This is a genomic window from Bradyrhizobium jicamae, assembly GCF_001440395.1.
GTDB lineage: Bacteria > Pseudomonadota > Alphaproteobacteria > Rhizobiales > Xanthobacteraceae > Bradyrhizobium > Bradyrhizobium jicamae.
The window spans coordinates 8,122-14,752 of sequence record NZ_LLXZ01000070.1 but is presented as its reverse complement, the minus strand read 5'-3'; the positions used below and the strand labels follow the sequence as shown (position 1 = coordinate 14,752).

Here is a 6,631-nt window from a genome sequence, read left to right as displayed (position 1 = left end):
GCAGGGGGCCTCGTCACCGAGGCCCGGACCGCGATCGGCGCGCCGGCTTCGCCCCAGGCGGGCCCGATGTTCCGCATTTCCGTGAACAATGAAATCGAGCTCGAAGCCGAAGTACCGAGCGTTCATCTGCTCAAACTCAATCCCGGTGCAACGGTGCGCATCAGCCGCGACGATGCGCCCGATGTCGTCGGCAAGGTCCGGCGGATCTCGCCGCAGATCGACCGCACCACCCAGCTCGGCAAGGTCCGCATTTCGCTCAACAACAATCCCTCGCTCAAGGTGGGCATGTTTGCCCGCGCCAATATCGACGCCAAGCGTTCCTGCGGCGTCGCCGTCCCGCGCACCGCCATCGACCGCCTGACCCTGCAGGTGGTCAAGGGCAACACGATCGAGACACGAAAGGTGCGGGTCGGGCTCACCTCCGAAACCTCGACTGAAATTCTTGAAGGCCTCGACGTCGGCGAAATCGTTGTGGCCGATGCTGGTACCTCGCTGCACGACGGCGACCAGGTCAAAACCATGTTCGCCGACGAACTCGAACGCACGCGGGCACGCTAATGGCATTGAATATCTCGGCATGGTCGATCAGGAACCCGCTGCCCTCCATCGTCTTTTCGATCATCCTCCTGGTGTTGGGCTGGGCAAGCTTCACCAAGCTCGCGGTAACCCGGCTGCCCAGCGCCGACATTCCGGTGATCTCGGTCGCGGTAGCACAATTCGGCGCGGCTCCCGCCGAGTTGGAGAGCCAGGTCACCAAGACCATCGAGGACGGCGTTTCCGGCGTCGAGGGCGTACGCCACATCTCGTCGTCGATCACCGACGGCCTCTCGGTGACCACGATCCAGTTCGCACTGGAGACCAACACCGACCGCGCGCTGAACGACGTCAAGGACGCCGTCACGCGTGTCCGCGCCAACCTGCCGCAAAACGTCAACGAGCCGCTGATCCAGCGCGTCGACGTTATCGGCCTGCCGATCGTCACCTATGCCGCGATCTCTCCGGGCAAGACGCCGGAGCAGCTTTCCTATTTCGTTGACGATGTCGTCAAGCGCGCGCTGCAGGGCGTGCGCGGCGTGGCGCAAGTCGAGCGCATCGGCGGTGTCGAGCGCGAAATTCTTGTTTCGCTCGATCCCGACCGCCTGCAGGCGGCCGGTTTGACGGCCGTCAATGTCAGCCAGATCCTGCGCGGCACCAATGTCGACCTCGCCGGCGGCCGCGCCGAAATCGGCAAGAACGACCAGGCGATCCGCACGCTGGCCGGCGCCAAGACGCTGAACGAGCTCGCCGGCACCATGATCCCGCTGTTCGGCGGCGGCGAGGTACGGCTCGACGATCTCGGCACCGTCACCGACACCATCGCCGACCGCCGCACCTTTGCCCGCTTCAACGGCGAGCCCGTGGTGGCGCTCGGCATCAAGCGCTCCAAGGGCGCCAGCGACGTGGTGGTGGCGGCCGCCGTGCAGAAGCGCATCGATGCGCTGAAGGTCGCCTATCCCGACGTCGACCTCAAGATGATCGACACCTCGGTCGACTTCACCAAGGGCAATTATGAAGCGGCGATCTCGACCCTGTTCGAGGGCGCGATCCTTGCCGTCATTATCGTGCTGCTGTTCCTGCGCGATATCAGAGCCACCATCATCGCCGCGATCTCGCTGCCGTTGTCGATCTTCCCGGCGTTCTGGGTGATGGACCTGCTCGGCTTCTCGCTCAACCTGGTCTCTTTCCTCGCCATCACGCTGTCGACGGGTATCCTGGTCGACGACGCCATCGTCGAGATCGAGAACATCGTGCGCCACATGCGCATGGGCAAATCGCCCTATCGCGCGGCGCTCGAAGCCGCCGATGAAATCGGCCTCGCGGTGATCGCGATTTCGCTGACCATCATCGCGATCTTTGCGCCCGCCAGCTTCATGTCTGGAATCGCCGGGCAGTTCTTCAAGCAGTTCGGCATCACGGTGTCGGTGCAGGTGTTCTTCTCGCTGCTCGCCGCGCGCTTCGTCACGCCGGTGCTCGCGGCCTACTTCCTGAAGGATCACCCGCACGAGGACCCGCCGCCCGGACGCATCCTGATGACCTACACCAGGCTCGTGACCTGGTCGGTGAAGCACTACTTCATCACGGTGCTGATCGGGTTCGGCGTCTTCGCGGCCTCGATCTGGAGCATCACGCTGCTGCCGCAAGGCTTCCTGCCGGCGCAGGACACCGCGCGCTCGCTGCTGGCGATGGAATTGCCGCCCGGCTCGCAGCTCGCCTACACCGAAAAGGTGACGGAAGAAATCGTCGCGCGCCTGCGGAAGCGGCCCGAGGTGAAGAGCATCTTCGTCGATGGCGGCCGGGTGCCGCCGGGAACGCAGGAAGTCCGCCGCGCCGCGCTGATCATCAACTACACGCCGAAGGGCGATCGCAAGATCACCCAGCGGCAGCTCGAGCTCGAGATCGGCCAGGAGCTGGAAAACGTTCCTGACATCCGCTTCTGGTTCCTCGACGAAAACGGGCTGCGCGCGATTTCGCTTGTCGTGACCGGCGTCGACAGCAATATCGTCAACAACGTCGCCAGCGAACTGGCGACGCAGATGAAGCGGATTCCGATCATCGCCAACGTGATCTCGGAAACCTCACTCGACCGGCCCGAGCTTCGTATCCGGCCGCGCGCCGAACTGGCGGCGCGGCTTGGCGTCTCCACGGAGAGCCTGTCGCAGACGATCCGCGTCGCCACCATCGGCGACGTCGGTCCGGCGCTGGCCAAGTTCGACGCCGGCGACCGTCAGGTGCCGATCCGCGTCCAGCTCGAGGACAGCGCGCGCAGCGACCTGCAGATGCTGCAGCAATTGCGGGTGCCGCTCGGCCAGCGCGGCGAACGCGGCGGCGTACCGCTGTCGGTCGTTGCCGACATCCAGCTCGATCAGGGTCCGACCAGCATCAACCGTTACGACCGCGAACGGCAGGCGACGGTGGCCGCCGACCTCGTCGGCAACGCCGCGCTGGGCGACGCCACGAAGATGATCTACGAACTGCCGGTCATGAAGAGCCTGCCGAAGGGCGTGAGGGTGAGCCCGTCCGGCGACGCCGAGAGCCTCAACGAACTGTCGGAAGGTTTTGCCACCGCCATCACCGCCGGCCTGATGATGGTCTATGCGGTGCTCGTGCTGCTGTTCGGCACCTTCCTGCAACCGATCACGATCCTGTTCTCGCTGCCGCTCTCGATCGGCGGCGCGATCGCGGCATTGCTGGTGACCGGCAAGCAGCTCACCACGCCGGTGTGGATCGGCATCCTGATGCTGATGGGCATCGTTACCAAGAACGCCATCATGCTGGTGGAGTTCGCGGTCGAGGCGATTCGCGAGGGCAAGAAGCGTGACGAGGCGATCATCGACGCCGGCATGAAGCGCGCGCGGCCGATCGTGATGACGACGATCGCGATGGCCGCCGGCATGATGCCGTCAGCGCTGGCGTTCGGCGCCGGCGGCGAATTCCGCTCGCCGATGGCGCTCGCGGTGATCGGCGGCCTGATCTTCTCCACCATCCTGTCGCTGGTGTTCGTGCCGGCGATGTTCATGGTGATGGACGATATCGGCGCGCTGTGCTGGCGCTTCGGCCAGAAACTGCTCGTCTCCAGCGGGGAAACGGAGTCTGATGGCCATGGATCGGAACATCACGGCGAGCCGCCCGCCAAGGGCCCGCCGTCCACGCCACCGGCAATGTCGCCTGCCGCGAAGTAGGGACTTGCAGCAAGATGCCGGAGATTCTCGATATCGGGGAGGACCGCCGGCGTTATGATGAGTTCAAGCGAACCCGGCTGGCCGTTCCGCTAGATGAAGTGAAAGCATGGGTTGCGAGCTGGGGCACGACAAATGAATTGGTTCGTCCGCCCGCACGCAAGATCGCGCAATCGTAGCCCGGATCAGCAACGCGACATCCGGGAATATAAAGCCGGCCCCGGATATCGCTTCGCTCATCCGGGCTACATGACTGCTGCGCCCCTACTCGTTCCTCGCCACCGCGGTCAGCTTGGTCATGTTCTGCAGCAAAATCCGGCCGCGCTGCAGGTCCAGAATGCCGTCCTTGCGCCAGAGCTGCAGTTGACGGTTGACGCTTTCGCGGGCGGCGCCGACGAAGACGCCGAGTTGCTCCTGCGAGATGTGTACTTCGGAGCCGAAGTCGGAGGCGAGCGCACAAAGCCGCCGCGCCAATCTGACCGGCAACGGCTGGAGCACGGATTCTTCCATCCGCTCGCTCTGCCAGCGGATGCGCTGGCACAAGAGCATGATGATCTTGATCGCGACCTTGGGCTCGCGCTCCAGGAAGGCGAGGAAATCCTCGCGCCGCAGCACGAACAGTTCCGACGGCTCGCCGGCGGTGGCGTCCGCGGTGCGGCTCTGGCCGTCGAGCACGGCGACCTCGCCGAACAGATCGCCGGAACCCATGAAATTCAGCGTCAGGCGGCTGCCGTCGGAGGCGCCGGTTTCGATCCGGATCTGGCCGCGGCGGACGCCGTACAGGGCGTCGCCGGGATCGCCCTTTTGAAACAACATTTCGCCGATGCCGAGCTGCTGGGTGTGACAAAGGCCGGAGATGCGCTGCAATTCGTCAGCGCCCAGATCGGCGAACATCGGGTTCATTTTCAAAATGACCGCAAATTCGGCCTGTTTGCTCATTGTCTCGCCTTCCAGATCGGCTTTACCGCCCCCGAACGCCGTTAGCAGGTTTCTCCTGGCGGCGAGTGTGTCATAAGTCACATAACTTTGCAGCACCTGCGGAATATTTTTGGCTGCTTTGGGCGCTATCCCTTTCCGGGATAAGCTCGCCTGACCGGTTGCGACGGCGTGTCGAGCCACCGAAATAAGAGCCGTTTGCGCGGTCTGGAATATCGATATGAGAGCACTGAAAATTGCCGGCGCCGCCATCGTCGCCGTGATCGTCGTGATCGGGTTGCTGCTGGTGATCGGCGTCCCCTCCGGCTACCTGACGGCGCAGATCCAGGAGCGGGTCGAGCGCGAGACCGGCTACAAGCTCGCCATCAATGGCGGCGCCAAGATCGGCCTGTGGCCGCAGCTCAATATCCGACTGTACGACGTCACGCTGCAACCGCCCAGCGATCGTGACATCAACCGCCACTTCGCGGCCTCGGTCATCGAGGCTGACGTGACGCTTGCGAGCCTGTGGGCCGGCAAGCCGCAAATCACCGACCTCGTCATCATCCGTCCCGTGGTGAATCTGCCGCTGCAACGCGAGCGCGCCAGGGACGCCACCCCTGCCTCGAAGCCCGCAAGCAGCAAGTCCGCTGACGCCTTTTCGATCGAGCATATCAGCGTCACCGGCGGCACCATCGTGTTCTCCAATGTGCGCGACCGCGTCGAGCGCAGGATCGAGACCGTCAACGCCGACATCACCATCGATGCCGACCGCAAGGTCGTGCTTACAGGTAGCGGACGCAGCAGCAGCTCGCCGCTGAAATTCGAGGTCAGGGCGGCGCTGCCCGCAAGCCCGGTCGAGCGGCAGAACATCCCGGCCGAGATCAAGATCGACGCACCCGACCTCTTGCCCGCGCAGCTCACGGCCAAGGCCGAAGCCCGACTCAATGGCTCGGTCGTGATGATCAACAGCGTCACCGGCGCGCTCGGCGACGCCGCTTTCAACGGCTGGGCTTCGGTCGATCTGTCGAGCAAGCCGCTGGTCAAGCTCGATCTCGATTTCCAGCGCCTTACGGTCGCGATGTCACGCAGCGCCGATTCCTCCTCGGCGCAGCCTTGGAGTAACGCGACGATCGACGTCAACGGCCTCAACTACGTCGACTTGCAGGCGCGCATTTCCGCGGCCGAACTCAAGGTCGGCGACGCGCGCTTCACCCCCGCCGCGATCGAAGCCAACCTGACAAGCGGCGTCCTGAAGGCGCAGGTTTCGAATCTCGGCGCCTATGAGGGCAACGCCAGCGGCGACCTGACCGCCGACGTCTCCACCGCCAATCCCACATATGCGATGCGCGCCGACCTCACCGGCGTGCGTGCGCTGCCGCTGCTGAGCGGCCTCGCCGATTTCGACAAGCTCGACGGCAAGATGCAGGCAAAGATCAGCGTGCGCTCCGCCGGCACCAGCCAGCGCGCGATCATGGCGAACATGGCCGGCACCGCCTTCGTCGTGTTCCAGGACGGCGCGATCAAGGGGCTGAACGTCGCGCAGATGATCCGTGCGCTGACGGCGAGTACCTTGTCTGGCTGGCAGGAAAGCGCGGAGAAGGCGACGGATCTGTCGCAATTGTCAGCGTCGTTCAAGATCGACAAGGGCCAGGCGCAGACCACCGACCTCAACCTCGTCGGCCCGCTGGTGAAGATGACCGGCGTCGGCACCATCGATCTCGGCACCAAGCAGATCGGTTTCCGCGTCGAGCCGAAACTCGTGATGACCACCGAAGGCCAGGGCCGCGCCGGCGATCCGGTAGGCTTCGGCATTCCCGTGATGATCGAGGGCCCGTGGGGAAGCCCGCGGATTTATCCGGAATTGCAGGGCATTCTCGACAATCCGGAAGCGGGCTATGCCAAGCTGAAAGAAATGGGCAAGGGCCTGTTCGGGCCGAACGGCGCCGGGCTTGGCGCTGCGATCGGCAACCTGCTCGGCGGACAGCCGGGCACAGGTG

The 6,631-nt window shown here is 64.4% G+C and carries 5 protein-coding genes; 4 read left to right on the top strand and 1 reads right to left on the bottom strand.

Features of this window, described 5'->3' with window-relative positions:
• The 3 genes from CQ12_RS11335 to CQ12_RS43615 all read left to right on the top strand — a co-directional run.
• Positions 1 to 558: efflux RND transporter periplasmic adaptor subunit (locus tag CQ12_RS11335; RefSeq protein ID WP_157088137.1), on the top strand; the 558-nt coding region annotated here is incomplete at its 5' end.
• The gene (locus CQ12_RS11330; protein ID WP_057835393.1) at positions 558 to 3,719 is read left to right on the top strand and encodes an efflux RND transporter permease subunit; all 3,162 of its coding nucleotides are present in this window, start codon (positions 558 to 560) and stop codon (positions 3,717 to 3,719) included. The genes CQ12_RS11335 and CQ12_RS11330, both read left to right, overlap by 1 nt.
• Positions 3,720 to 3,733: 14 nt before the next feature.
• Entirely contained in the window at positions 3,734 to 3,895 is a 162-nt protein-coding gene (locus CQ12_RS43615; RefSeq protein ID WP_157088136.1) for a hypothetical protein, read from the top strand.
• 85 nt (positions 3,896 to 3,980) lie between these two features.
• Here the strand turns inward: CQ12_RS43615 and CQ12_RS11325 are convergent, their stop codons facing one another.
• Positions 3,981 to 4,655 (bottom strand): Crp/Fnr family transcriptional regulator, encoded by a 675-nt coding sequence (locus tag CQ12_RS11325; RefSeq protein ID WP_057835392.1) that lies wholly within the window; start codon positions 4,653 to 4,655, stop codon positions 3,981 to 3,983.
• 217 nt (positions 4,656 to 4,872) lie between these two features.
• Between CQ12_RS11325 and CQ12_RS11320 the strand changes: the two genes are divergently transcribed.
• The coding region (locus CQ12_RS11320; RefSeq protein WP_245309859.1) for an AsmA family protein at positions 4,873 to 6,631 on the top strand (1,759 nt) is incomplete at its 3' end.